Raw genomic sequence first — 26950 nt, 5'->3', positions numbered from 1 at the left:
GGTGTCATGCACTTTCGGTGCGGAAGAAACAGCGTATGCCGCAAAACGTCCGAATGTGATCATCATTCTGACCGATGATCAGGGGTATGGTGATGTCGGATTTCACGGGAACTCCAAAATTAATACGCCGCACCTGGATCGCATGGCAGAAAAAAGTGTCGAGTTGACCCGGTTCTATTGCAGTCCCGTCTGCGCACCAACGCGTGCCAGCCTGTTGACGGGGCGTAACCATTATCGCACGGGAGTCATTCATACCTCGCGCGGTGGTGCAAAAATGCAAGGTGAAGAAGTCACTATTGCCGAGTTACTGCAGCAGTCGGGTTATCAGACCGGGATCTTCGGGAAATGGCATCTGGGTGATAATTATCCGATGCGGCCACAGGATCAGGGATTTATGGAAACGTTGATTCATAAAAGTGGAGGGATTGGGCAGAGTCCCGATCAGCCCAACAGTTATTTTAATCCCAAGCTGTGGAAGAATGGCGAAGCGTTTCAATCTACCGGTTATTGTACGGACGTGTTTTTTGATGCAGCGCTGGAATTTATTGATCAACACAGACAGACAGAAAAACCGTTCTTTGTTTATCTGTCGACCAATGCGCCTCACACGCCTTTGGAAATTGCTGAATCGTACTGGAAGCCTTATCAGCGACAGGGACTCGATGAAACGACAGCCCGCGTCTATGGAATGATTACGAACCTGGATGAAAACATCGGGAAGCTGTTATCTCATCTCGATCAAACCGGCCTGGCCGAAACAACGCTGGTACTGTTTCTGGGAGATAATGGCCCGCAGCAGAAGCGGTATACCGGAGGCCTGCGCGGTCGGAAATCCTGGACTTATGAAGGGGGGATTCGTGTTCCCTGTCTGGCGCAATGGCCTGGACATATTCAGGAAGGGGAAAAAATAGATCAGATTGCCGCACACATTGATCTGATGCCGACGTTGTTGGCCCTGACGAATACTAAAATTCCGGAAGGTCTCAAACTGGATGGAATCGATCTGTCACCGCTGTTGACAGGAAGTAAAAATAAAATGCCGGAACGAAGTCTGTTTTTCCAGGTGCATCGCGGATTGACGCCACAACGCTATCAGAATTTCGCCGTGGTGACAGAACGGTTCAAACTGGCAGGTTACCCTGGTACATTTGGAAACGAAAATCTGATGCTGCAGGCAGAACCCGTTCTGGAGCTGTATGATCTTTCGGTAGACCCGGGTGAGCAGAAGAATGTGCTGCATTCACATCCGGAAACGGTGAAAAAATTGCTTTCACAGTATGAAGACTGGTTTACAGAGATGAAATCTACACGGAACTTTGAACCCGGTCTGATTGTGATCGATCGGGAACAGGAGAATCCCAGTGTCCTGTGCCGTTATCAGGATGGATCGTTTCAGCAAGGTATGTCAGAAGGCTGGATGGTGAAAATCGTCCGAGCAGGGCTGTATCAGGTCAAGATCAACCGAGGCACTGCCAGACCGGGCAGACTATGTGTGAACTGGCAGGGCAGGACAGTGCATGATTTCCTGTCCGAGGGAGAATCCGTGACTGAGTTCGAATTGACAGCCGGGACCGGGCTGCTTGATATCTGGTTTCAGGCGGATGGAGAGGAACGGGTTTATCCTGGCGATAACAGTGTGAGAGGGGATGTTGTTCTCACTCAGGTCAAATGAAAAACCGGCAGGGAACTCTCATTCCCAGCCGGTTCATCTGTTTGGTTGTATCAACTGACTGTCTTAATAGTTCCAGTCCAGACCGACACTCCAGGTTCCGACACTCCATTTTTCCCGTTTAACATCAATGGTTGGGAACAGGCCTCGTGTTGGCATCCCTGTCCAGAGAATACTTTCATAAGGTCGAGTGACTTCCCCGGCGACAATGTATGTATAGCCGACTTTCAGTTTGGCTTCTTCCAGCAGCTTCATGCGTTTCAGTACTGGTACTTTGTCAAAGAGGTTCATTTCAGCAAAGATTGACTGTTCAAACAGTGGTGAAATGTGTGTGTGAGTCTGGTAATCTGTGAATTCGTTTGGATTGGGGTCAGCGGTGGTTGGTGTAATCAGAGCCTGAGGACGATCGAAGTCGGTCGGGTCATCCCGGGTGATAAAACCAATATTATCACCGTTGAGTTTGATCTTTTCTCTATTAGCCATGATACCGACTTTAGTCTGACCCCAGATTTTGAATTTATCGCCACCCAGATCAAACTGAAAACCGATTTCAGGACCAGCCAGATTCGTATCGACTGTGTTGTTTACATAGGAAGTTACAGGGTCATTCTGGAAGAGGAAAATGACGGCTGTGGTGCTACCGGTCGTTCCAGTAGAATCATCTTCTGAGAAACCGGTGTTGTCAATAATTCCATCCTGGTTTTCGTCTGTACCAGTGGGGAGTGAAACCAGTTTCAAGTCAGGCTGGGTACTGGCAGCCGTTGTGCCTTCGGCATAAATCAGACCACTGTCACGACCGTAGAAACTGAATCCTTCCCGGACCTTTAAGTAGCGGGCACCAGCCAGACCACGGATTTTCAGGTTTTTCTTATCCACAATGGGGGTTGACATCCAGGTCACATTGGTACCCCAGGATTGACTGATAGTCTTGATTCGAAAGTCAATATCATAAGGGACGGAAACCCCGTCGACCGTGCCGTCATCCAGAGGGAGTGAAGCAAGGTTTTTCAATTCCTCTTCCAGAATATTTGCAATATCTTCGACAGAGTAGCCGGGAATGGCATTGAAAATGAAGTCTGGAGGAGACATCAGGATATCAAAGACTGCCTGATTGGCCGGGTTTGATTTGTGTGTTGAACGTTCATCAGCGGACCAGACTGAGTCTGCTCGTGAGAGCCACCAGCCAGTGACTTCAAAGCCGCTGTCATCGTCGTTCGTCCATCCCCAGCGAAGTCTAGTACCAGGTGCATTCATATTGGGGACCACATCGTATGTGGTACGGTCGAAAAAGTTGAGTCCTGTATTATCGTTGAACCGATCGTAGTACTCTTGATCGATTTCCAGAATGAGTTCATCCTCCATCATATCCAGATAGGAAATGGAAGAATCATCACCAAGTACAGCACTGCCTGGTCGACGATAGCGAGCGAACAGGGCTTCCATGCTGAAGAAATGTCTCTTCCCCTGGTTGCTTGATCGAAACATCCAGAGTCCATCTTTTTCAACTCGATGCTGTTGAAACTGATGTTCGAAGGGAGACATTCGGGGGAATGCACTCACTGGTGCCTCGGGACCTATATTCATAGGAACTCCGGGTGCCGTGGGTTGTCCATATGGTCCAGCTGGTTGCTGAAAGTAACCAGGTGGTGGTTGGACCATGGTTCGTCCATAGGGGGGAGCCCCGGGATCGTATGATACAGGTTGTACCATTCCGGCTCCCTGGTATGAGGGCGGATATCCCTGCGCATGAACTTGAGAGTGTGCATGCGAGATGAGAACGATGCTCAATACCGGTGCTAGCCAATGAAGAAGCCGCATCTATACGTCCTTACAAACAGCGGAAACTTTGATAACAATCCGCGCGGTCTAATACGGAAAAGCGCGGAGTCTGTTGCTGGTTATATCGGACAGTGCTTCTGGTAAACTGTAGCGATTATTCGGAAGATGCCGAATTTTCCTGTTTCAATAGTCCTGACGATTTTACTGGCGCAGCGTATGTGTGTACGTAGGTATCTTTGTGGAGCCTGGGGATCTCCGAAACAGGGATTACGAACGGCAGAGAGCTTCAGGTTGGGGATGTTGTAAGGTACTGATATAAAACAACATAAGCGCTGGTAGATACAGGGTGGTTATCAATTGCACTTAAAGTGGTGCCCCATACGAAGTCAGTTCAACCGAATCCGTGTAACTATGACAAAATTAGAGAACCGGGCCGATACTCCAGGGGCAAAATTCCTCATCTCCGATGCCCTGAGCCTCGCTTTTTGTTTTTTTACCACTGGCAACTTCAATGATCAGCTCAAAGATTTCCTGCCCCACCTGCTCGACAGAAGTGCCATGCAGGATGCGGCCCGCGTCCAGATCCATGTCATCTTCCATGCGTTCGAACATGGGGGTATTGGTCGAAATTTTGATACTGGGAACCGGTTTGCAACCGAAGCAGCTGCCTCGTCCGGTGGTGAAGGCGACAACATTGGCACCGCCGGCAACCATCCCGGTGACGGAAGCCGGGTCATAACCGGGCGTATCCATAATGACAAAGCCTTTTTCGGTGACAGGTTCTGCAAAGCGGTAGACTTCCCGCAGCGCGGTGCTGCCCCCCTTGGCGATGGCTCCCAGTGATTTCTCGTAAATCGTGGTCAGACCACCTCTTTTGTTACCGGGAGAGGGGTTGTTATCAATGACAACTCCAAACTTTCCTGTGTATTCTTCCCACCAGCGAATGCGTTCGATGAGTTTTTTTCCGATTTCAGGTGTGATTGCCCGTCGCGTCAGAAGGTGTTCGCCGCCATAGATTTCGGATGTTTCACCCAGAATGGATGTCGCACCATGGGCGACCAGCAGATCGCTGGCGATACCGAGCGCGGGATTAGCCGTTACACCACTGTTACCATCACTGCCCCCGCATTCGGTGCCTAAAATGAGTTCCGAGACGGGAATGGGGACGCGAGTGACATCATTAACCTGGGGGAGATACTCTTTCAGCAGAGCCGAAACCTGTTTCACGGTCTTGGCGATACCGCCGATATCCTGAATGTTAAGTACAAGAGGTGCATTAGCAGGCGGTTCTTTGAGATTGGGGAGTTGCACCAGGCCTTCTGAATCAGAGAGAAACGCGCCCTGACCCGTTTCGCAGCCCAGTCCCAGAATTACATAGGCGCCTATGTTGGGGTGTTTCGCAAAACCACCCAAAGTACGCATCAGTTGATGATGGTCTTCTCCATCATATTGCATGGCGCATCCCCCCTTGTGAACCAGGGGAATAATTCCATCGATATTGGGGAAGTCCTTCAGTGAGGTTTGAGCGAGTTCTCGGGCGATGTACTTGGAAGCGGTGGCAGAACAGTTTACCGTACTGACAATCGCCAGATAGTTTCTGGTTCCCGCTTTACCATTGGGTCGGCGGTATCCCATGAAGGTGCGGCCTGTGATTGGCTCAGGGGGAGCGGGGACATCGGTTGAGTATGCGTAATCCAGGCTTAACTCGCCTGCTGCCAGGTTATGGCTGTGAATCCAGTCTCCGGGCTGAATATCACAAGTGGCGAATCCGATCACCTGACCAAATTTGCGGATCGCTTCCCCTTTATTGATCTGTTTAATGGCGACTTTATGTCCCAGATCGATGTCTTCCCGCGTGGTGACGCTTTCCGTTTCTGATAATTCACACTCCTGGTTCTCGCCAACTGAATTGCGGGCGATGGCGATATTATCTTCAGAATGTAATTTTAACAGGGGAGAGTGGGCGACGGCAGACATGTTTTATAACGATCTTATTGAGAGATAAATGGATGCGCAACTGACTCAGATGACGATCCAGACTGTTTCCTGCTGAATTCAATAGAATTCAGGTCACATATCATAGAATATCCCGATTTATGCCTGCAGAATCAAGGGAGCGATCACTCAGTCATCAGTTTACCTGATCGATGCGCGTCTTTTTTCGTTCGGGAACCGGTCGATTCGTGCGACGATTCCAGAACTCAGAGGCCCGCGCAGGATCGTATTTCGGATTCATGACGGGCATCGCCGCTCCGGTACTGGTTCTCCAGTCTGCCAGTTTCTGCTGCAGTTCCGCTGCTTTTTCTGGATTTTTCGCGGCCAGATTGGTCGTTTCAGAAAGATCCTGTTTCAGATTATAGAGTTCCAGATTTCCATCTGCGAAGAACTCAATCAGCTTCCAGTCTCCCGCACGAGTGGCACCTGCCGGGGTTGAATGATGGTAATGGGGGTAATGAAAATAGATCGCGTCGCGATGGAGGTGGCTGGAAGGATCTTTTAACAGGGGAACCAGGCTCAAGCCATCGATGGTCTGGTGTGGAGGAGGGTTCGCATGTGCGATTTCAGCAAAGGTCGGCCAGAAATCGACGCTGATGGTGGGTTCGGCACACGTTTTCCCTGAAACGGCGACTCCAGGCCACTTGATGATCAACGGAACCCGAACCCCCCCTTCATAGAGTGAGCCTTTCTCATCTCTGAGTGGCGCGTTCGTGGAAACAATGTCACCTCCCGAGAAGCTCTGTCGCAGACCACCATTGTCCGAAGTGAAAATTACAACGGTGTTATCAGTCAGTTCCAGTTCTTCCAGAGCAGCGACGATACGGCCTACACTTTCGTCCACGTGTGCAACCATCGCAGCGTAAATGGGATTATTGATTCCAGAAGCCGGTTTGGGTTTCTGCTGGTATTTCCTGATCATCTGCTGTTTGGCTTCCAACGGGATATGGACTGCGTAATGCGACAACTGTACGAAGAAAGGTTCTGATTTACTCTGTTCCATAAATTCGATCGTTTTGTCTGTCAGGAAATCAGCGAGATAGGCTTTGTCAGGAACTTTAGTGGGCGGAGTTGTGCGGAAGCGCGGAGCAAAATGACGACCGCCGGTGACCAGTGAAGTCTGATACCCCTGCTGGTCCGGGTTATGTGATTCCGGGCCCAGATGCCATTTTCCGAAGTAGGCCGTTTTGTAGCCTGCCGATGACATCAATTCACCCGGTGTGACGATTTCCAGAGGCAGATGGGGGGCGTTTTCAGGAACAATCAGTTTCTCAAATGGGCGCCAGTGGCCAGGAATAAAATCGGTCAGCTGCATTCGCGCCTGGTATTGTCCTGCCTGGATACTGGCTCGCGTGGGAGAGCAGACCGGGCAGGCGGCGTAAAAATCGGTGAAGCGAACGCCCTCGCTGGCCAGTTGATCGATGTGCGGCGTATCGTGAAAAGTATGACCGTAACTGACGGGGTCGGGCCAGCCCATGTCATCTATCAAGATGAATACAATGTTCGGGCGGGAAGAGGCGGTCTTCTGCTCTGCGTGTAAAGTAGTGACTGGTAACAGCAGCAAACACACGGCGAGCAACTGACTCTGATGAAGTGATTTCAGTTTCATATCTTAAGCCTCTTAAAGAGATGGGATGCGTGGTTTACTTTTTACGATAAAAATCGGGACCCTTACTGCGATAGCCTGGCGCCGGCAATTGCTCCCAGGGGACGACTCCCACTTTCTCTGCCCAAGTCTGCCAGGCATCCGTAAGAGAAGCAGCGCGTTCTGGTTCTGATTTTGCCAGATCGTGCAATTCGCTTCGATCCTGATTCAGATCATAAAGTTCCCAGTCGTGCTGGTGTTCTTTAACCAGTTTCCATTTTCCCTGGTGAATGGCTTTGTTCCCTTCATGTTCCCAGAAGAGTGTGCGGGGTGTTGTCTGTTCAGGGTTCTTAAAAGCAGGTAATAGACTGATACCGGCAAGTGGAGTGATCTGTTTCCCATTGTTAGTCTTTTGATATTTAGCTTTTGAAATATCAACAAAAGTGGCCAGCAAATCAATGACATGCCCGGTCTGTTGCGTCCAGCCGCCGGTCTGATTGATCTGAGCAGGCCAGCGGGCAATCAAAGGCGTTGAGATACCTCCTTCATGCATCCACATTTTATGGAAGCGGAACGGTGTGTTACTGGCATTGGCCCAGCCGACTTCGGCACAGCGATATGATTCGCGCGTGCCTGTGATTGCGCCAGGCTGATGTCCGCGATCGATGTATTCGGCACTGGCTCCATTGTCAGACAGAAAGAGGACCAGGGTATTATTAGCGGCATCCATCTGGTCAAGTTGTTTGAGTACCTGACCGATGCCTCGGTCCATACTGGTAATCATGGCGGCGTAGACGGACATCCGCAGATCCCATTCCTGCTGTTCCTCTTTCGTGAGTGATTCCCAGGCTCTCGCATCCGGATCGCGTGGAGAGAGCGGGCTGTTGATCAGGCCGAGTTGTTTCATTTTCTGGTGTCGCTGTTTGCGAAGTTGATCCCAGCCTTTCTGATAGTTTCCACGATAGCGGGCGATATCTTCTGGCCAGGCATGCAGCGGAAAGTGAGGAGCCGTATAAGCCAGGTACAAAAAGAAGGGGTGCTGCGGCTGTTTTTGTGTATGATCTTTCAGGTAGTCGACGGCGCGCTGGCTGAAGGCATCGGTGACGTAGTAACCCTGTTGTGGTGGCTTGATATGCTGATTGTCCTCGTAAAGTGGGCGGGGTGCAAAATAGTTACCGCCTCCCCCGGTTCCATAGGCGCGGGCAAAGCCTCGTCCCAGAGGCCAGTTTTCGTTGGGTTCCCGCATGCGGAAAGTCAGATGCCATTTGCCGACGTGATAGCATTGGTAGCCTGCCGGCGAAAGGACCTGGGGAATGCTGAGACAGTGTTCGTTCAGTTCGCCCCGATAGCCGGGCAGTTTGTCATTGCGATTCATCCAGCCCACACCCGCCTGATGTGGATAGAGACCGGTCATCAGGGAAGCACGCGTGGGACAGCAGCGTCCTGCATTATAAAATTGCGAGAATCGCAGTCCATCTTTCGCCAGCTGATCCAGATGGGGTGTCTGGATTTCCGAGCCGTAACAACCCAGGTCGGAGAAACCAAGATCGTCGGCCATGATCAGGATGATGTTGGGTAACTCAGCCTGACAGGTACTTGTCGGAACACAGAACAGGATCGCGCAGAGCAGAAGCAGTAAACCAGGCCGGTTCCGTCGGCAAGTTGCATATTTCGAGTTTTGATCCTGGTACATGATGTTTCTGGTGGTCCTTTGCCGTGAGCGTCTATATGCGAAACTGTATCGTGTCAATCAAGGGGAGCCAGTTCTAAGAACTGCTTTAATTGTCTTTTACCCTCTTCTGTCTATCTCCTGCAGTATGCTGTCAGCGTATTCTGCTAGTGACTCTGATTGAGCAGCATGCGTTGCTTACAGCGTCATTCAGAATCAGAAAAAAGATGGTGGTTGACTGGTAGAAAGGGACAATAACTGAATGAAGTGGATTGCGAGAGAGATGCTCTCTGTCAGCTTTCCAGTTATCAATTATCACTTCCGGGTTTGGAGAGAGTCAATGAGCCTGCAAGCTTTTCGGAGAATTCTGAGTTCTTTAGTGAAATTGATTTATTCATGCTAACTCGTCAGGTTTCTGATACTGACTGGGAATCAGGAGATTCGCTGGCCGTCGGGATCCAGGCTAGAGCGACGCGCCGCTGGTTTGAATTTTCCTGCCTTCAGAATAAATGATCGCATCATCTATTCGACTTCTCGACTTCATAGAGACAGATCTGCAGCTCTGCTGTGTGTTTATCTCTTGAGATGAAATGGCTTCTGTTAAAATCGCAGCGGAACCGGGACTCTCACATTGTCAGATTCCCACTGGGTAGTCGCGTATGTCTGTCTGATTCAACCGTTCTGAATAGAAGCAGGATTGTTCTTGTGAAATATAATTCTACGATTTGTTTTAATGACATCATTTTCGACAGAGGCATGAGATCGTCAAGACTGACTCACAAAAGGAGTTGGCGATACTGGTGTGAAGTGTTGCGGTGCCGTGTTGATTTATGCCCACAAACTGGTGAAGCCGTCCGAGGTGTGTCGACCCGCAGATGGCTTTTGTGCACTGGTTGGGAAAAACGGGCTGAAACCAGTGGTTTTGATCGTGCTGGTTTGAGCCCGGTTACCGGTGATCACTTGAAATTCCAGTGCACTCGCGCGCGACTCACAATGAAGTATCTTGCGCCGCGGCGTGTGAGGATCAAGTGCTGTTTTATCAGCACTCAAGAGAGCAGATTGCGAGCGGATAGCTGCAGGTGTGAGAATGTGCATGACTGTTAGTTTGAATGAGTTATCTCTTCCTAAACGTACTGTTGCCGGTAATTTGTGTCGATATCTGAAGATAAATTTTATATGATAGATCAGTTAATTAATTATGAATTCGATTTTAATGGGGCCACATATGCGAATTCTGATTGGGTGGGATAATCCCGATGAATGCGAACTCATTTCTCTGTATCTGGGAGTGGGTGAAAATGATCTGACAATCTGTGCGACGCCTGAAGACTTCCTGTCGCAGGCACTGGAAGAACATGCGTGGGACATCATCCTGATGTCGATCATGTCACCGGATCCGCAAATTGCCTTTGAATATTTTGAGCAGATACGGCAGAAGCACCTGGATACCCCCGTTGTAGGTGCGTGTCCCACACAGGGTACTTTTCATGTCGCCCGCTTCTTAACAGCAGGTATGCGGGCTTACATTATCCGCGATGAAGGCGGAGACTTCATGTTTCTGATGGAGACCACATTGCAGAGCGTTGTGGATTCGGTCCGCGCAGAGCGCGAACGTTTTGTGGCAGAGCGTTTGCGCGAAGAAGTAGAGTCGGTGCGCAAGCTGCAGGAATCGATCATCCCGACAAACCTGATCTCCCCCGACCGGTTTGATGTTACTGCGCGGTATGAATCGTCGCAGATACGTGTGTTCGGTGGTCAGCCGGTAACGCTGGCGGGGGGAGATTATTACGATGTCTTTATGCTGGATGATGATAATCTGGTGTTACTGGTCGGCGATGCTTCGGGGCATGGCATGAAAGCCTGCATGTCGATCATGACCATGCATACGCTGGTGGGAATGATTCGTTCCAATAAATATCTGGATACGGCTGCCTTTGTGAAAGATGTGAATAATCGATTATGTGATCAGGCGATCGTAAATGATGATGGGGGTTTTATCACGCTGCTCTATGGAATCCTGAATTCCAAAACCAATGAATTTCAATGGACGTCCGCCGGGGCGCCGATTCCGATGATTCAGGAACTGGAAACCAATCAAATTCATGAATTGGGAACAATTGATGATGGGGGGCTGCCACTGGGTATTGTGCCTGATGCAGAATATGATATTCACACCTCTGTTGTCCCGCCTGACAGTCGCCTGCTGATTTTTACCGATGGTCTGGCGGAAGCGTTTCCCGGAGAGAAAGAGACCTTTGGCGAATTCGGAATTCCCGGGATCATGCAGTCATTGCAGGCATCGAGGAGTGAGAATCTGGAACAGTCGCTCGATAATCTGTTTCGTGATTCCAATGCTTTTACAGACGGATCTGGCAGGCACGATGATACATCAGTTGTATTATTAGAGCGAAAAAACTAGAGTTCCTGTATTAATTTGAAACGAACTGAACGGATAAGTTTGTCTGGTTTAATGCAGGGTTTTCGGTTTTATGGCAGCTGATGCAGAATTGAATCTCTCGTTTATCGAGAAGAAATTAGGTACGCTCGGACGTATTTCACTCTATGCCGGCCTGGTTGGCGTTTATAGTTTGATCCCTGTGATAAAAGAGAACAGTGACTGGCTACGGCATCTGGGACTGTCTCCCACTCAAATTGAAACAGTGGAAAAGTTCGGTGATCTGTCTTCCAGTCTGCATGGTATTCTCGGTCTGGTGCTTGGTCTGCTATTGGTGTTTCGTACGAACAGCTCGTATTCCCGCTGGTGGGAAGCGCGCAAACTCTGGGGGCGACTGGTCAATGTGACCCGTAACATGGCGATCAAGTTTCGGGAATTTACCAATTTCGATCGTGAAGGGCTACGGGAACTGGCAGGAATCATCGTGGCATTTCCTGAAGCGTTACGAGATCACCTGCGTGAAGATGATGACTTCGACATGTTTCCGGAACTCGAACAGATCGATCCTCCTCCGCGTCATATTCCCGCCTATATTGCTGACCTGATCTACCGCCGTGTGATTGGCTGGAAACGATCCGGTGTGATTGATGGTGACGATATGCGAATCATTGATACCGAAGTCCGGGAGTTGATGGAAATCTGCGGTGGTTGTGAGCGAATCCGTAGAACGCGGCTTTCCCCTTCGTACCGTCTGTTCGTGCGTCACTGTATTACGCTTTATCTATGTACGCTCCCCTGGGGGCTGGCAGAAGATTTTGCATTATGGACGGTGCCTCTGACGGTCATTATGGCTTACTTCATGATCGGGATTGAAGTAATTGCGCATTCAGTAGAAGAGCCTTTCGGCCTGGACGAAGACGACCTGGATCTGGATGGTCTGTGTATAACGATTCGATCCACGGTCAATGAAATTCTGGATCGCTTCGGTAATCAGACAGAAAAGGAAGCCTGAACTGCAATCAGGCTGTAACCTGTTCCATAAAGTTTGAGTAAGCATACCAGTCGGGATCGGTTTCGGTATGGAATTCGATTGGCAGTGGTGCCGCGTCAGCAAGCGCTTCGTTCAATACCTGCAGCGCCTCATCTGCATCGCGCAGATACCATTGCCATTCGCAGATCTGGTTGCCTGTGATCAACATGGTGAGGTGTCCCAGACCCGGTTTGAGCCAGATCTCGACCAGTTGTTCTTCAAACTGATTCATCTGCTGCTGATCGTTCGGACCGGGCATGCCCGTGGCGTTAGGTGATGTATACGACCAGATGATTTCGACCCGGGCAGGAAACTCAGCCGTACTGATCTCCTGTGGTATTGTCGGCAGGAGGCGAAACAGGACGGAGAATTCATCCTCCATGGCGGTCGCCGTGAGCCATTCCTGTTCTGGTTCAAGTGGTTGTTCTGTCAATTGACTGACTCCTGTGATTTGGGCTGCGTCATTAATGAGACGACTATCAGGACAATGAAGCCCAGCGGTATGGTCACCAGTCCGGGTTGACTGAAGGGGACGATCGCATCTTCCGGATTCCATCCGTAAATCCCTTTATATGAGTCTGCGCTCAACAGGATCCAGCCCAGGGAAGAGATCATTCCAGTGAAGATGGCAACAGTGATTCCCTGCTTAGTGGTTTTGGGCCAGAAGAGCAGCATCACCAGCGCCGGCAGATTCGCAGAAGCAGCCACACTGAAGGCCCAGCCAACCAGGTAGTTCACGTTGAACTTTTCAAACAGGATACCCAGGATGATGGCAATCACACCTACGACAACTGACGCAATCTTAGCAATGCGCACTTTGGCGAAATCATTCATTTCAATTTTCAGAAAGCTCGACATCAGATCGTGCACAACGGCGCCGCTGGAAGCGATAATCAGACCGCTCACGGTTCCAAGTACGGTGGTAAAGGCAATCGCAGAAATAATCGCAAACAGCCAGTCCCCGATGCTTTTTGCCAGCAGAGGGGCAGCCATATTGGAGTTGGTCACATCCATGGCGCCACTGGTCATGGCTCCCAGGCCCATAAACAGGGTCAGGATATAGAAGTAGCCAATACTGCCGATGCCGACGATTGTACTTTTGCGGGCACTGGCCTGATCTTTCACCGTATAGTAGCGAATCAGAATGTGTGGCAGCGACGCGGTTCCACAGAAGAGGGCCAGCATCAATGAGAGGAAATTGAGTTTTTCGGAGAATTTATCACCACGGATACCGGCAAACTTGGGGTGGTTGCCGGGACTGAGGACTTTTTCCCCGGAAGTCGGTTTGGGGAAATAAATCGTCAGTGCTGAACCGTCTTCTTCTTTAATGGATTCCGAACCCCAGAGAATGATTTCACTTTCCCGAATGGTACTTAAAAAACTGGTCAGTCCCAGTGGGCCGGTTTCAGTTTTATCACCGGGCAGTTTGCTGATCCGACCGACAGGATAAAAATCGGTTTCTCCTTCGCCGGTCCCCTGTGGCAAGCCATTAATGATGACTGCGCCCTGGGAAGTAGTCAGTTTGTATTGGGTTTCGGAAAGAAAATACTGTTGTTCTTCATTTTCAGAAATCTTCCAGTAAGAGGTTTTGCCGTCCTGAGTCAGTTGCAGAAATCCTTTTTTTGCCCATGCGCCCTGATCGAGAGAAGTCAGTTTGTCCTGATCGGTCAGCTTGAGTTCTGATCTCCATTGCTGAAGATCATTCTCTGCAACGGGACCGAGGATCTGGAACTGGTGTGTGCTCTTGCCGTCGTTGACCGGTTCGGTAGAAAGCCCGCGTTGCAGAATCAGAACCGTGAGAATTGTGCTGAAGATGACGAGCAGAGAGCCTTTGAGAAACTGCACGTAAGTTGTGCTGACCATGCCTGCGGTGACCACAATCAGGATAACGATGGTTCCGACCATCAGTACGCCCACATAATGCGGAAAGCCGAGCAGGGGGGTAATCAGTGCGCCGGCACCGACCATCTGGGGGATCAGATAAAAGATGCTGACTGCCAGTGTGCTGATGGCGGCAGCCAGTTTGATCCCTCTTGACTGGAATTTGCTGTCGAGCGCATCGGCGAAGGTAAAACGCCCCATGCGTTTCAGTGGTTCTGCAATGACGAACAATGCGACGATCCAGCCTGCCAGGTAACCGATGGAGTACAGGAACCCATCGTATCCATAAAAGGCAATCATGCCACAGATACCGAGGAATGAAGCGGCTGACAGGTAATCTCCTGCGAAGGCCACCCCGTTTACAAACCAGTGGATACCACCGCCGGCTGCGAAATAACCTTTCGCTGATTTGGCTTTGGCTCCCAACCAGAAACTGAGCCCGAGCGTCACGGCAACGATGGCGCCGAAGATTAATACGGCCATCAGGGACGGTTCATAAATCATGATTTCGCCTCCCCGTTCTCTGCAGTCGGGGAGTCAATCTCATTACGGCACATCCAGCCATAAATCATGGCGAGCAGAAACGCGGCGATGATCAGGGTAAAGCCATACACGATGGCCAGATTTAATCCGGCAAAGACGACCAGTTCCATCTGGGCAGGCGAAAACGTATTTAGAAAAACAAATCCGCCATACAATACCAGATAGACTATGAAGAGTTTGAGACCCAGGCGCGTGTTTCGCGAAATGGTCTCGAGGCTCTCCTGTTCATCTGGCTCATTGGAGCCATGATCAAAACCTGCCATAAGAAGTAAACCCTTTAGATGAAACGCTATTTCGGGCAAGATCCGCCAGAAAGACTGGATCTGGATAAATGATTGAAATGACTATTCAACCGTGATTCGGGTGTGGAATCAACTGACTTCAGAACGAGAGCCACAAAGATATTGAAAAACGGCTGTTTTTGTTGGTGAATCAACGGGCTTCCCCTTTCTGGGCTGTACAAGCCTGAACAGATCCCGGCTTCAGTGACTTAAGGGGGGCCAGTCGGATTCAAAATCAGATGCTTCCGGTTCACGTTCAGTTTCTTTTCGCCGATTCCATTGACATTTTTAATATCATCAATGGAGGCGAACGGCCCATTGGCTTCCCGGTAGGCGACGATCCGTTTTCCCAGTGAAGGGCCGATACCCTCAAGCTGAGCAAACTCCACCCAGGTTGCCCGATTAATATCAATCTGATACTCGAAATGGAGATGTGGCAGTCGTTCTATTTCAATTGATTTTGATCCCCAGTGTGACATCTGAATTAAATGAATCAGCGCAACAAGAAGGATAGCGGCGAACAGGATTCCCAGGAAATACTGATCATCCCTTTGCAGACCAAGAAATGGTCGCGCGGGGGTTTCGTTGGTTTCCTGGTTCTGCATTGACGATCTGTTCTCGCGTTGAAATAAGGATTAAATGTACTGAAAAATACAGTAATCGTGAGAGGGAAGATCCTGAAAAGCGAGGACACTAATTGACCTCACTGTAAATAAACCATAGAATAAAAGTATAGTTCAACAAAAATATTGCCTATCCAAGACCGTTTGCAGCATCAAGCTTACAGCCACTAAGAAATTATTCCAACGTTGAGGGGGTTCCGTGCGAAATCTTTTATACTGTACGAAAAAAAGTCACCTGATTTATTCGATCTTCACGTTGGTTACCATCTCGTTGGTCAGTAGCAGTGCGGTCTTTGCCCAGTCGAAAGATACCAAGGGACCACCTAAACCTCAGGAGATGAGTTTAACGGCACAGGGTGGTTGGCCGATTGCGATTACCTACTTTGAATCCAGTAACGCCTCAGATTCGCCCGTGGTTGTGTTGCTGCATGGCAAAGGGGGAAATAAGCGGGCATGGGATATGAGTTTAGCACCCCTTCTGCAGAAGAACGGGTATGCTGTGGTATCTGTTGATTTGCGAAAGCATGGCAAAAGTCAGTTGACTGCCGCCGATGCAGGAGGCAATCAGAACCAGAAAGGGAGTTCCCGGGATAAGCTTTCGGCTTTGGATTACAGGGCGATGGTCGCTTACGATATGGAAGCTGTCTGGAAATTTCTGTACGACGAACATCAGAAAAAACATTTAAACATGCAGAAGACGGCGATCATTGCTGCTGATATGAGCGTGCCGATTGTTTTGAATTATGCTCTGTATGACTGGAGTAAGGTTCCCTATGACGATGCACCCGTGCTGGCTGCTAAAACTCCCAAAGGCCAGACTGTCAGGGCGCTGGTGCTGATTTCACCAGATGCCAGTGTGCCAGGAGTCTCGGGCTCTCGCGCTGCAGTTAAGGTCAAGGACCCGATATTAGGGATGGGCTTTTTCGTGTGTACAGGTGCCAGCGATTCTCTGGATCGTGGGGCTGCCAGCAAACTGTACACGCAATTATCTTCTGCACAGGATTCCAAAGAGCGGATGTACTTCAAGGAGTATCCCGGCAAACTGCGCGGCACTGATATGCTCGGAAAGCGATTGGGGCTTGAACTGGATATCTTAAAGTTTCTGGAAAAGCACCTGAAACGACTGCCTGGCGACTGGTCTGATCGTCGTCCCCGTTATGATCGTGATGAGTAATCACGCTGCCATGATTTGAGGGGAAATGCTGTCAGGCTGCTTTTCTTTGCGGTGTATCGTCCTGGCAGGTCTCCTCGCAGACGGACAGCGAGTTCAAGGCAATCCTGTCCGAGAGCATCGCGATTTCAGTTTTGATTTTAGTGATTTCGCGTTCTTTCTCCTGGAGCTGGGCTTCCAGGCGTGTGATCCGTTTTTCCGGATTTCGTTGCAATATTCGGTTGATGGCCTCCAGCATCAGCATGGCACGGTAGAGTTTCATGACCAGACTCTTGATACGGAAGATGCGCGCCGATTTCGATAACTGCTGCAATTTTGATAACTGCTGTAGTTTAAGCAGTCCGCTGATTTTAAGGGCACGCAGGAATGCAATCATTGGCAGGCAGATGACAGCCAGGTCAATCCAGTGCTTGCGGCAGTACTCGATACGTTTCTTTTCGATAGAAATCATCACGATGAATTCGAGAGTGAACGCAAACCAGATGAGCCCGGTTGCTAAGGCTGTGATATCTGCCAGGGTCGGGCTTGCTTCAATTTGCTTTTGCCAATAGTGCTCAACTGCAAACAGCGGGAGTACCAGCAGTGCCATCACCAGCATCGGTAGTGCAAATGACTTTCTGGTTCGTTCCCGGAATGCCTGATTCACTTCTCGCCATGCCAGGATGGGGAACCACACGGCGCGTCCGGTCATTTGATCGCGTGCGCAAATTCTGAGAGGGGGGATGAGGCAATACAGAAGGTTAAATTTCCAGCGAGGGCTGCCTAAAGCGATGTGAGTAACCGCTTCTATCACAAAGCAGGGGTAAATTAAAAACAGACACCAGTTGCAGATGGTCAGGGCAAGTCCTGGCGAATCCAGGTTATAAAGATGCATCGAGCCTGCAAAAAAAGCCAGAAACAGAATGGAACAGCAGAACATGGGGGCTGCTGCAAACTGGTCGACTTTTTTGGTGTAGCGATTCATGGTTCTCATCACTGCAAATGGGGATACGTGAAATCACACCCCAATGAAAACGTCTGTTGAGCTGAGGGAGCGGATTTATATTGGATATCGGCAGGAGCGTCTATTCAGAATAACCGGACGAGTCTGCCAGAAGAAAAAACTGGCTAATCAAAATGATAACATAAATGAGCTGTCTGATTGACTGTAAACCCCGTTCAAAATTGACTGATCATTACAGATTAGCCGGACAGTTTACCACTTTTGATAGAAAACAGTATTATGGAGAAATGTTTGTAGAAATGATGTCGTAATTGTTACAAAAAAGTTGGTGATGTGTTGCGGATATGATTTATGTGAAGTGTTGAGATATTCTGTAAAGTGTTTGTGGGAAATGGTATAGGGTTGTGTTTTTTGTTAGGGGTAAACTGTTTGGCACGGCGGGTGCATTAGTGTTTGATTACCACAATGTGGTTTAAATGATAACAGTAACCCGTCTTTACAAATGTGGAGAAATCTCGATGAAACGTTTCCTTACAACTTTAGCTATTTGTGCCGCAGCTGTTGTGATGCTGGCTGGTGACTCTCAGGCTGCTGAAACTCAGACTGCTTTTTTTCAACCTCGTCCCGGTGGTGTCGTTGATGTAATTACCTCACCTTTTCGGGCGTTGACGCGACCGGTCAGCTATCGTACCGCTCAGCAGACATACCGTCCCTATTATGGACAGTCTTCGTATGGTCAAGCTTCTTATGGTAGTACAAATTGTGTGAACGGTGTCTGTTACCCCACCAGTAACTACACGAGCAATTACGCCAGCCCCTGTGCTTCAGGGAACTGTGGAACCGGATATGGCTCTGCCAGTTGCCCCGGTGGTAATTGTGGAACAGGTTACAGTACCGCAAACTGTCCTGGTGGCAACTGTAACTTGACTCAATATCGTTACCCTACCCAGAGTTACACCGGGTACCGGGGAACAGGTTTGAACAATGTGCAGTATCCGGCTTACCGCCCCGTGGCCCAGCCAGTCAGATACCGGACCTCGGTGCCGGCATCTACTAATTCCATGCGAAATGATCCATTTTTCCCTTAAGAAAAAGCGTGATTTCACTGGAAAACTGGTTCGAAACTACAGGATGAAAAATGTGGTTATGCAAGCACTGAACTGCTGGGACGTTCCAGCAGTTCAGTTGTCATTTTTGGGAAATTACTCTGGGTAAAGTTATTTTACTTGTTAAACTATCTGCAGCTGTGAGTTAATTTATGTATAAACTGAGTATTGGTTGAATAAAGTGCAAAACGATCTTTCTCTCGGTCATAGCTTCAATCTGATACTGATTTTAAAGTTCTTAATTTCAGTAAAAAAAGAATGATCAATTACTGGCAGGGACGTCGAAGTATAGAATTAGGGATAATGGTTAAAATTTAATGGCGGTTGCCTCTGTCCGATGGCATAAGGCTAACAGCCGTTTGGAAATATTAGAGATAGATTACTGTGTTGGACGGAACGTTCTGATTTCTTTTTTTGGCGCTCAGGAGAAGAGTTCGTAATTTTCAAATTAAACGTTCAATGCAGTCATTGTGAGGAACAGGTCAGCAATGGGTCGCGAATTGGTACACTCTCTCAGCTCCCCGATTCATTCAATGCATACTTTTTCCTACGGCGCTGTGCCGCAGGACAACGGGGTGCTTTTTTCTGTTTACAGTCGATCAGCCACATCTATGTGGCTCTTGCTGTATAATCATGTTGATGATACAGAGCCTACGGAAGTCATCCGCTTCAACCAGGAATATGGACGCCTCGGAGATATCTGGACGGCGTTCATCTCGGGCATTGGCCCGGGCCAGCTTTATCATTTTCAGGCAGATGGTCCCTTTCAGCCGGAAATCGGCCAGCGATTTGATAAGCGGGCGCGCCTGATTGATCCCTATGCGAAAGCGCTGGCCGGAAATTTTCAGCCTTCATTAGATGGTATCGTGAGACCTCCCAAATGTGTGGTCGTTGATGATCAGTTTGACTGGCAGGGAGATCGCCATGTCCGTCACCACCTGGCTGATACCGTCATCTATGAAATGCATGTGCGCGGCTTTACCAACTCACCCTCGAGTGGAGTGGAGAATCCCGGTACTTACCTGGGAGTCATTGAAAAAATTCCTTATTTGATCGACCTGGGCGTCACCGCCGTTGAGTTAATGCCCATTCATGAATTCCCGATGAATGAAGCCGATGGTACATTTACAGACCATCAAAATTATTGGGGATATGAAACATTGGCCTTCTTTGCGCCGCACCGTGGTTATGCGACGAATTCAGAGCCAGGTGCGCAGGTCCGCGAATTCAAAGAGATGGTACGGGCACTGCATGAAGCCGGCATCGAAGTCATTCTGGACGTGGTATTCAATCATACTGCGGAAGGAAACGAGAACGGTCCTACCCTCTCATTCCGTGGACTGGAGAACCAGGTTTATTACCATCTGGATCAGGGAGGGAAGTACTATAAAAATTATTCCGGGTGTGGAAACGCGATCAATGGAAATCATCCGGTAGTTCGTGAAATGATCTTTCATTGTCTGCGGCACTGGACCTGCAATTATCATATTGATGGCTTCCGTTTCGATTTAGCTTCAATTCTGAGCCGCGATCGTAGTGGTAATCTTGTTCCCAGTCCTCCCCTGGTGGAAGCGATCGCTGAAGATCCCTTGCTCGCAGATACCAAGCTGATTGCAGAAGCCTGGGATGCTGCCGGCGCTTATCAGGTCGGTTCGTTTTCTCATATTCGCTGGGCGGAGTGGAACGGTCGCTATCGGGATGATATTCGCCGATTCTGGAGGGGGGATGTTCCCACACTGGGCGATTATGCTACACGACTTTCAGGGTCGAGCGACCTCTATCAGAAGACGGGACGCGAACCTTTTCATGGCGTGAACTTTATTACCGCCCATGATGGCTTCACGCTGAATGACCTGGTGAGCTACGAACACAAACATAATTATGCCAACCGTGAAGATAATCAGGATGGCGAAAATAACAATATCAGCATGAATTTTGGTGCTGAAGGTCCCACTGATGACCCTGCAATCATCGGGATGCGTGAGCGTCAGATTAAGAATATGCTGGCAACACTCTTTTTGAGCCAGGGGGTTCCGATGCTGCTCGCCGGTGATGAATGCCGCCGAACTCAGCGTGGAAACAATAATACTTACTGTCAGGATAATGCGATCTCATGGTTTGACTGGTCACTGGTCAAAAAGTACAAAGGCCTGTATCGGTTTACCAAAGAACTGATCCATTTCCGGCTTTGTGAGCCCACGCTCAGGCAGCGGAATTTTCTTACCGGCGACTCAGATGGTGTAGAGAAATTGCCCGATGTCAGCTGGTATAACGTCATGGGGCACTCTGTCGACTGGGCCCATGATAAGAACTGCCTGTTGTGCATCCTGGGAGCAAGGCATACCTCACGTAGGGTACGCGATGGTTCTGATTTGATGATCCTGGTGAACTCCTCACACGAACCGCAGGCATTTGAATTGCCTGTGGGAATCAAACCTAAGGAGTGGAACCTGACGATTGATACCTCAGCCCGTTCTCCATTGGATATTTTCCCCAAACGGGATGGAGCGACGCTGTATCCCCGTGTTGCCGTACTGCCACCACGCTCACTGCGTTGTTATGTACGTCGGAGTGGTCGTAAGTAAGCAGATTGATCTTTCAGATCAACTGCATGATGACAATCAGGATTCCCAGGGGAATGCACCAGTACGCGAAGTAGTGCAGCTTACCTTTTTCCAGCCAGCGCACGAGCAGCCAGAGTGCCACCAGTCCTACCACTGCTGCGATCAGTGCACCGGTGAGTAACAGGCTCAGTGGGGTGCTGAGATGCTGGTTCGAAATGATTTCCGCCGTTTCCAGAATGGTTGCGCCGGAAATTGCCGGGATGGCAAGCAGAAAAGAGAAGGTGGCAGCCGACTGTCTCGACATCCCTGTGAGCAGTCCTGCAACGATCGTACTCCCACTACGGGAGATTCCCGGCAGAATTGCAATTGCCTGTGCCAGTCCAATCAGGATCGCCTGCTTGTATGTGATTTTGGTGTAGCTCTGGTCGTGATGTGGAATTCGGGGAATCAGCAGCAGGAACAGTCCCGTCACAGGCAGCATGCAGCCAGCCAGCAGCGGGCTCTCCAGATAATGTTCAGCATATTTTTTGGCCGTCAGTCCAATCACAACAACTGGCAGCGTACCTACAATCAGCAATGGAATGACGCGCATGTCCTGGCTTAGGAGTCGGAAGATCGTTTTGTGATAAAAGATCAGGATCGACAGCAGTGTTCCCGCATGCAGCACGATGTTCACGTCCGTCTGATCTGCCTGGATCTCCAGCAGGCTTTCCACAATCACCAGGTGCCCGGAAGAGCTGATCGGCAGGAACTCGCTGATTCCCTGTATGATGGACAGGAGTATCATTTTTAACCAGGTCATGGGGCGTCTTTTCAAGGATACGGGACGTGATTGATTAACACTGGCGTGTGAACCGATCAATTGTAATAGATGCTGATAATGACGGGAGTTTTAATGCTTCGAAGTTAAAGGTAATGTAAGTGCTAATGGTGAAGAGGATTACGGATTGTGATGGATAGAGAATCTAAATGAAAATCATTAGATTCTATTGCAAAGACTCTATAACGAGGAATCGGAATCTTGTCAATTTGAGTCAAGTTTAACGGTTGAACGGGTTAGCTTGAGTCGCTATGGTTGTTGCCTACTGTAAATGAGGTTTCAATAGTCTTTAAATTGTAATGGATCACAATGAATACACTCATCCCAGCAACATTGGTGTTATCTCTTTCATTAGCACCAGCTCAGTCAGTGGAAGTGCCTGCGTTGCCTGAAAATGTCATTCAGCTTTTTAAAATGGAAGAAGATGTCTCCAGCCATCAACTGTTACTGTTTACAGCAAGCTGGTGTCCTGCCTGTGTGCAAATGAAGAACAATGAATTTCCCGCGCTGAAAAAACAGAACTGGGAAATCAGTGAATCAGAATCAAGTCATATCCGTGTGATCGATGTCGATCAGCACGCAGGTTTGACTGATAAATATAATGTGCAGTCTCTGCCAACACTGATCCTGATCATTGATGGCAAAGAAGTCAGTCGATCCGGTTCATTGAATGCCTATAGCATTGCTGAGATGTTCTATAATCGCAAATGACCAGCGTCCAGGTTTAATGCGTTGATTGTGAGCCGACGTGTTTTGTCGGCTCATTTACTTTCCAGGATCCTAAGATTCTGGATGATGCAATTTCTGAGCGGAGCTGATGTACTTCTCCCCGCATGCGTTCCAGTGAATGTTGTTGTGAGTAAACCTGGCGACACTCGCGTTCCAGATGTGGGAACAGGCCGTGTGAAAGTCTGGTCTTGGCCAGATGATCTGCCAGCTGATTAATCTCCTGTTCCAGTCCTCGTTTCAATTTGCGGGTAAACATCATCACCAGGAACCCGGTCCAGATCAGAAAAATGACTCCTGCTGTGACATAAAAGTCAATCGCCAGGATATTCGATTCGTCGAGGAACGAGTCGTAGAAAAAGTTTTTTCCAATACGGACGAGTGCATAGACGACCAATACAAGAAACAGGGTCTCATACACACAGCGCGTCAACCAGCCTGAGTTTTTATGGGCCAGTCGGGTAATAATACTGTCGATTTTTGTGCCGGCGTCATTCAGGAACTGTTCTTCGACATGCGCAGCTTCCGTCTGCAGATATTCCAGTGATCCGCTCTGGTGTCCGGGCGGAGGAGTGAGTCCTGCAGCCTGTGTGTAGCCGTCAATCATCAGTTGTGATTCGCGCAGCTTGTTATCATCCAGTCCGAAAGAGCCAATACGTTTCATGCGGTCATCCGCCGCCTGTTCCTGGTGGCGATTACCCAGCCAGCGAGCACCCTGCAGGGCACCGATTAATGCGACCTGCGCGGAATTTCTGGCACGAAACAGACTGGCTGAGGCAACCAGGTTGCCTAATCCGTTATACAGACGGAGCATCATGGAAAACGGGCTGGAGCCCCAGGAATCAGAGACACAGGACAAGAGTCTGCGCTCCCAGAGATTGCGGCTGACGAGTAATTCCGATCTTAGTTCCTGTGACATTTGTCCGGTGAGAACGACCTGTTGTTGCTTCAGGAAGGACTCAAGTTCATGGACCGCAGGCAGTCCGTTTTCGATTTTTCTGGAACAGTGGTCGATGGCGTTTTGCATCAGTTCCAAGAGGTTGGCTCGGCGGACCTGAAGTCGTTCCGACTTACCGAGCTGTGCACTCAAGATGTTTTGTAAAGCAGCAAATTCCGGGTCTGGAGTTCGGTCCGCCAGCTGATCTTCTAACGCCTTGACCGAGTCGACAAAATAGATTTCCGGAACTTCAAACTGTTGTGAAAGTTGTTGTTTCCAGTCATCGCGAATATCTTCATCCAGGCCGGCGTGTGTCTGTACGAAGATCAGTCGTCGGCCGATTGCTGCTTCAATCAGCTCTTCAGAGACCCGTGCGGAACGGTACTTCTGCTGGGTCGAGGTGTAGAGCAATATGTCGCATAGTGGAATGATATGCTGCAGGCGAGTCAGGTTGTTTTCTTCGAGATTGGATTCGGATGTGTCCGGGTCAGGGCAGTCGATCAGGATGATATTCTGCAACTGATCCAGTTTTTTCTGTTCGACATGAAACTGGCTCAGATCCAGCCCGAGTCGGTCAAGGTCGGTCTCCGGGTGAGAAATCAGGACCGGCTTGGTTGTTGTCGGCCTCTGTCTTCCGGATGTGGTGCAGTAAGATCCAATCAGCGCATTGACGAGGCTGCTTTTACCTGTTCCCGTGCCGCCAAAGGTAGCGATGACCAGAGGAGATTCCAGTCGCACGCGGAGCATGTCCAGCCGGGGCAGCAACTGCTGGATCACTGCCTGGCATTGGTGTGCCGTTTTCCAATGCGTCTGCTGCTCACTCCATTGTTTGAGCTGCTGAATCAGATTGTCCACAGCTGCCAGCATTTCAATTTGTGCTAATTCTGATGTAGGCATGGTTTCTGTCTTTGTTTGTGGTCTCTTATCTCAGGTGAAGTTTGATACTGTTCCCCAACTCAAGGGGGCTTAAAGTGTAATTTGAATTTGATTCAACTGTTGTTCCAGTTCGTTGGTGGTCTGTTGGACTGCGTGAAAATGTTCGGAGTCTGGCAAGGCAACAGCCGACTTCAGTTCTTCCGGAAGTGTTTTCAGTAAATGGGTTCGAATGGCATTCGCCAGCCATTCGGTTCGTTTCTGTGCGAAGACGGCGTGAAATCGTCTGATTTTTGCTTCGAGATAACCCATACCCGATGCAGCGGAGCTGCTGACGGCGGTCTCTCCGACTGTCGTGGCAGCGGCGCCTCCGGCCACATCACCGGCTACATTGACGACCGACTGGATCATGGTATCGGTGACGATTTGCGTTCCCACATCGCCGACCGCACCGAAGCCGACAAAGAATAATCCGACACTGAGGACCGGGCGTCCCACGGCAGCGGCACGGTCAATCTGTTTGATTAATGCATAATATTGCGGGCTTTCCGATTTGAAACTGGTCATTTCTCTATCGACCAGTTCTTCAAACTGAGTCGTGAAGTCGAACTGTGAGTGTTCCTCATGTAACGTCTTCAACAGGGCCTCACGCGAAGTTCCATTTAACAGCATTTTCAGCCGACTGGTCAGCAGTTCGTTACCCAGTTCACTGACGAGTGTCAGGCGATCATAGATTCCCTCGACAGTCTGCAGCACCACAGACCATTCCTGGTCACGGTAAACTTCCATGGGGGGGCGTTTTTCTTCTGTTGTAAGCGAATGCAGGTAACGGACCGGCCAGAGGACTCCTTTACCGAGTGAATTGTAGAAACCGTGCACATGGGCTGACCAGCCTTCCCGTTGTTCCTGCCACCATTTTCGGACGGCGGCGACGATCACGGCATTGGGGACCAGTGGCCAGTTTTCGATCTCGGCCAGTTCATGCTCTGAAAGTAACTCCGCAGCAGAACGGAATTCCTGACTGCGCGATTTGATTTCCCGCAGATAAGAGGGTACTCCCGAGTCCTGCTGGATAAGATATTTCAGTGCGCCACGCAGCGTCTGAACTTTGATCTCGCCGAATTGCATTTGTGACAGGACTTCCATCAGATTTACAGCGGTAGCCGTTTGAGGATGACTGGCATCGACCTCGGGAGTTGAATCTGTTGTCGTCGGTTCAAATTGACGCGGGTAGAAAGGGAGTTCCAGGTTGGTTGCGGCACGTCGATCGTTCGGGGCAATGAAAACCAGCTCCGGATGCGCACCGGTCTCCTGGCAGAATGTGTTTAACCAGAGAGGCCAATAGGCTTCATCATCGGGCAACTGGCATTGATTAAAAACGGTGATAATGACCTTATCTTCCCGGGCAGCTTCCCGGAAAAACTTTTTCACCGCGGCATCATTGTATTTCTGTTGTGTCAACACGGTAACCAGTACATCCGCGCATTGCCTGATCCGCTCTGCGCGTTCCCAGTTGACTTCGGCATCGCTGTCAATATCGGGCGTGTCCAGTACGAGGAGATTCGAAGCGAGTGTGTCACAGTTTTTCCAGAAGAGCAGATGCCGCTCATCCTGTTTGAGGGGGTCTTCCGCCGATGACCAGGGAGTCAGCTCGAACCCCTGGAATACCTTGCGTAAATCGTGCTGCTGCGCAAAGTGCCGGGGCACGAGGCAAACCGGATGGCGTGTCTGAGAGGCCAGGGGGCTGATGGCGCTGGTCTGCTGATCTACCAGATGATTGAAGATGACGCTCTTGCCAATATTGGTTCCACCCACCACTGCGACGACCAGATACATCTCGTTAGTCAACTGGGGGATCAGCTTGCGTTCCAGGATATCGAACCATTCGCGGCCACTGAGCCTGGGGATTTCCAGCTGACTGGATTCTGCTTCCAATGCCTGCAGATGGTTCCGCAACTGGTGGATCGTATTCGAAAATTTGTGAAGCGTGGTGGACATAGGGTAATTGAGTTCAGGAATGGTTGATGTTAGCGTTTGTGATTCGTCCGTCAGAGCTCATTCTTATTACGAAGTCGCAATGTTTGAGTATATCGATTTCGGGAACTCAGGATGAGTCCAAATTGGCTAACAGACGCTTCAAATTCGATCCAATTCCCTGAATTAACGGTCGCGAGGTTTGACGGGCACAAATAACTCAGATAGGATCCACCCAGCCGCACTTTGCAGTGTTCTCAGCTCAAGTTGCGCAAAGAGAATTTGTAGATGCTGTTTGACGCCTTCAATAGATAAGTCTATTGATTGTAATTCTTTAAGAACGTGGCCCCTGGCAGGTCATGTGCCCATTAACAAAGAGGAGTGAA

General features: G+C 49.6%; 19 protein-coding genes. 7 read left to right on the top strand and 12 right to left on the bottom strand.

All coding sequences use genetic code 11. The features are described 5' to 3' along the window. Window position 1 precedes the first annotated feature (1 nt). Window positions 2–1672 carry an arylsulfatase gene (locus ACN0YH_RS03335; RefSeq protein WP_417378126.1) on the top strand — a complete coding sequence of 557 codons (1671 nt, stop codon included), beginning with the start codon at window positions 2–4 and terminating at the stop codon, window positions 1670–1672. Between the two features lie 63 nt (window positions 1673–1735). On the opposite strand, the gene ACN0YH_RS03330 is transcribed toward ACN0YH_RS03335, so the two are convergent. From ACN0YH_RS03330 to ACN0YH_RS03315, 4 genes are all read right to left on the bottom strand, one after another. After that, the gene (locus ACN0YH_RS03330) at window positions 1736–3379 is read right to left on the bottom strand and encodes a hypothetical protein (RefSeq protein WP_417378125.1); all 1644 of its coding nucleotides are present in this window, start codon (window positions 3377–3379) and stop codon (window positions 1736–1738) included. Between the two features lie 489 nt (window positions 3380–3868). Beyond that, complete coding sequence (locus tag ACN0YH_RS03325) at window positions 3869–5425, bottom strand: UxaA family hydrolase (protein ID WP_417378124.1); 1557 nt, start codon at window positions 5423–5425, stop codon at window positions 3869–3871. A 154-nt stretch (window positions 5426–5579) separates the two neighbouring features. Further along, the gene (locus tag ACN0YH_RS03320) at window positions 5580–7052 is read right to left on the bottom strand and encodes a sulfatase (protein WP_417378123.1); all 1473 of its coding nucleotides are present in this window, start codon (window positions 7050–7052) and stop codon (window positions 5580–5582) included. Window positions 7053–7086: 34 nt separating this feature from the next. Continuing rightward, complete coding sequence (locus ACN0YH_RS03315; RefSeq protein ID WP_417378122.1) at window positions 7087–8721, bottom strand: arylsulfatase; 1635 nt, start codon at window positions 8719–8721, stop codon at window positions 7087–7089. A 1201-nt stretch (window positions 8722–9922) separates the two neighbouring features. Between ACN0YH_RS03315 and ACN0YH_RS03310 the strand changes: the two genes are divergently transcribed. Both ACN0YH_RS03310 and ACN0YH_RS03305 read left to right on the top strand, forming a co-directional pair. Further along, entirely contained in the window at window positions 9923–11116 is a 1194-nt protein-coding gene (locus tag ACN0YH_RS03310) for a PP2C family protein-serine/threonine phosphatase (RefSeq protein ID WP_417378121.1), read from the top strand. A 70-nt stretch (window positions 11117–11186) separates the two neighbouring features. Continuing rightward, window positions 11187–12104, top strand: coding sequence for a bestrophin family ion channel (locus ACN0YH_RS03305; RefSeq protein ID WP_417378120.1), 918 nt, complete (start codon window positions 11187–11189; stop codon window positions 12102–12104). 7 nt (window positions 12105–12111) lie between these two features. Here ACN0YH_RS03305 and ACN0YH_RS03300 read toward each other — a convergent pair whose 3' ends face one another. The 4 genes from ACN0YH_RS03300 to ACN0YH_RS03285 all read right to left on the bottom strand — a co-directional run bounded on the left by ACN0YH_RS03300 (window position 12112) and on the right by ACN0YH_RS03285 (window position 15432). Continuing rightward, on the bottom strand, window positions 12112–12555 hold the full coding sequence (locus ACN0YH_RS03300) for a DUF695 domain-containing protein (RefSeq protein ID WP_417378119.1): 444 nt from the start codon (window positions 12553–12555) through the stop codon (window positions 12112–12114). Then, window positions 12552–14507: a cation acetate symporter gene (locus tag ACN0YH_RS03295; RefSeq protein WP_417378118.1), complete on the bottom strand. Its 1956-nt coding sequence runs from the start codon at window positions 14505–14507 to the stop codon at window positions 12552–12554. Before ACN0YH_RS03295 ends, ACN0YH_RS03300 begins: the two co-directional genes overlap by 4 nt. Next, complete coding sequence (locus ACN0YH_RS03290) at window positions 14504–14809, bottom strand: DUF485 domain-containing protein (RefSeq protein WP_417378117.1); 306 nt, start codon at window positions 14807–14809, stop codon at window positions 14504–14506. The genes ACN0YH_RS03295 and ACN0YH_RS03290 overlap by 4 nt, the downstream gene beginning before the upstream one ends. Before the next feature lie 227 nt (window positions 14810–15036). Beyond that, a complete protein-coding gene (locus ACN0YH_RS03285; protein WP_417378116.1) occupies window positions 15037–15432 on the bottom strand; it encodes a ComEA family DNA-binding protein in 396 nt (131 codons plus the stop codon). A 217-nt stretch (window positions 15433–15649) separates the two neighbouring features. Here ACN0YH_RS03285 and ACN0YH_RS03280 point away from each other — a divergent pair, with 217 nt between their 5' ends. Continuing rightward, window positions 15650–16624 carry an alpha/beta hydrolase gene (locus ACN0YH_RS03280; RefSeq protein ID WP_417378115.1) on the top strand — a complete coding sequence of 325 codons (975 nt, stop codon included), beginning with the start codon at window positions 15650–15652 and terminating at the stop codon, window positions 16622–16624. Between the two features lie 31 nt (window positions 16625–16655). Here ACN0YH_RS03280 and ACN0YH_RS03275 read toward each other — a convergent pair whose 3' ends face one another. Then, window positions 16656–17585 carry a hypothetical protein gene (locus ACN0YH_RS03275; protein WP_417378114.1) on the bottom strand — a complete coding sequence of 310 codons (930 nt, stop codon included), beginning with the start codon at window positions 17583–17585 and terminating at the stop codon, window positions 16656–16658. Window positions 17586–18082: 497 nt separating this feature from the next. Here ACN0YH_RS03275 and ACN0YH_RS03270 point away from each other — a divergent pair, with 497 nt between their 5' ends. Together ACN0YH_RS03270 and glgX are read left to right on the top strand one after the other, a co-directional pair. Then, window positions 18083–18652, top strand: a complete 570-nt coding sequence (locus tag ACN0YH_RS03270) for a hypothetical protein (protein ID WP_417378113.1) — start codon at window positions 18083–18085, stop codon at window positions 18650–18652. Between the two features lie 506 nt (window positions 18653–19158). Next, window positions 19159–21255 carry a glycogen debranching protein GlgX gene (glgX, locus tag ACN0YH_RS03265; RefSeq protein ID WP_417378112.1) on the top strand — a complete coding sequence of 699 codons (2097 nt, stop codon included), beginning with the start codon at window positions 19159–19161 and terminating at the stop codon, window positions 21253–21255. 13 nt (window positions 21256–21268) lie between these two features. On the opposite strand, the gene ACN0YH_RS03260 is transcribed toward glgX, so the two are convergent. Then, on the bottom strand, window positions 21269–22036 hold the full coding sequence (locus ACN0YH_RS03260; RefSeq protein WP_417378111.1) for an undecaprenyl-diphosphate phosphatase: 768 nt from the start codon (window positions 22034–22036) through the stop codon (window positions 21269–21271). Window positions 22037–22363: 327 nt separating this feature from the next. Here ACN0YH_RS03260 and ACN0YH_RS03255 point away from each other — a divergent pair, with 327 nt between their 5' ends. After that, window positions 22364–22765, top strand: a complete 402-nt coding sequence (locus tag ACN0YH_RS03255; RefSeq protein ID WP_417378109.1) for a thioredoxin family protein — start codon at window positions 22364–22366, stop codon at window positions 22763–22765. Between the two features lie 13 nt (window positions 22766–22778). Here the strand turns inward: ACN0YH_RS03255 and ACN0YH_RS03250 are convergent, their stop codons facing one another. Beyond that, window positions 22779–24614 carry a GTPase gene (locus ACN0YH_RS03250; protein ID WP_417378107.1) on the bottom strand — a complete coding sequence of 612 codons (1836 nt, stop codon included), beginning with the start codon at window positions 24612–24614 and terminating at the stop codon, window positions 22779–22781. A 69-nt stretch (window positions 24615–24683) separates the two neighbouring features. After that, entirely contained in the window at window positions 24684–26588 is a 1905-nt protein-coding gene (locus tag ACN0YH_RS03245) for a GTPase (RefSeq protein ID WP_417378106.1), read from the bottom strand. Between the last annotated feature and the right edge of the window lie 362 nt (window positions 26589–26950).

The sequence above is a fragment of the Gimesia sp. genome, from assembly GCF_048262075.1.
Classification (GTDB): Bacteria; Planctomycetota; Planctomycetia; order Planctomycetales; family Planctomycetaceae; genus Gimesia.
Note: the sequence above shows the minus strand (reverse complement) of the source record. Positions and strands in the feature narration are given on the sequence as shown.